General features: G+C 60.3%; 1 pseudogene. It reads left to right on the top strand.

The window, feature by feature from the left end:
• Nucleotides 1-117 precede the first annotated feature (117 nt).
• Nucleotides 118-474, top strand: a pseudogene (locus NW835_RS10640) (phosphate ABC transporter substrate-binding protein); the annotation flags it as partial.

Here is a 474-nt window from a genome sequence, read left to right as displayed (position 1 = left end):
CGAGGTGGGATGGGATGCCCCTTAACCTGACGCTTACCCAATCTCCCCAGGCAATTGATACAACGGAAGGGGAAGGTCTCATAATGTCCGGACTGCGAATTTCTCTGGGGGGATCCCATGACCGCACAAAGCTCTGGCCCGCCTCCGATTGTTTACATTCTTTTGCTGGCGATACTGGGGGGAGGCGGCTGGTATGCCTATCGCTCCGGCCTATTTGACTCTTTCCTGAATCGAGGGAACGTGCCTTCTGTCCCCAGCCAGATTCCGGCTGCCCAGCCGCAAGCCCCGACGGCACCCAACCTTCCCCAGGCGCAAGCCCCCAATCTGCCTGCCGGCCCGGTTAAGCTGGACACTTCCCTGCCCAACCCGGCGGTGCTGCAGATGGATGGCAGCGTCACAATGGTTCGCCTTGTCTTGGCCTTGAAGTCAGGCTACAGCCAGCGCAACCCCGGCATTCCCCTCACCTACGGGATC

The sequence above is a fragment of the Synechococcus sp. OH2 genome, assembly GCF_047462155.1.
Classification (GTDB): domain Bacteria; phylum Cyanobacteriota; class Cyanobacteriia; order Thermostichales; family Thermostichaceae; genus Thermostichus.
Note: the sequence above shows the minus strand (reverse complement) of the source record. Positions and strands in the feature narration are given on the sequence as shown.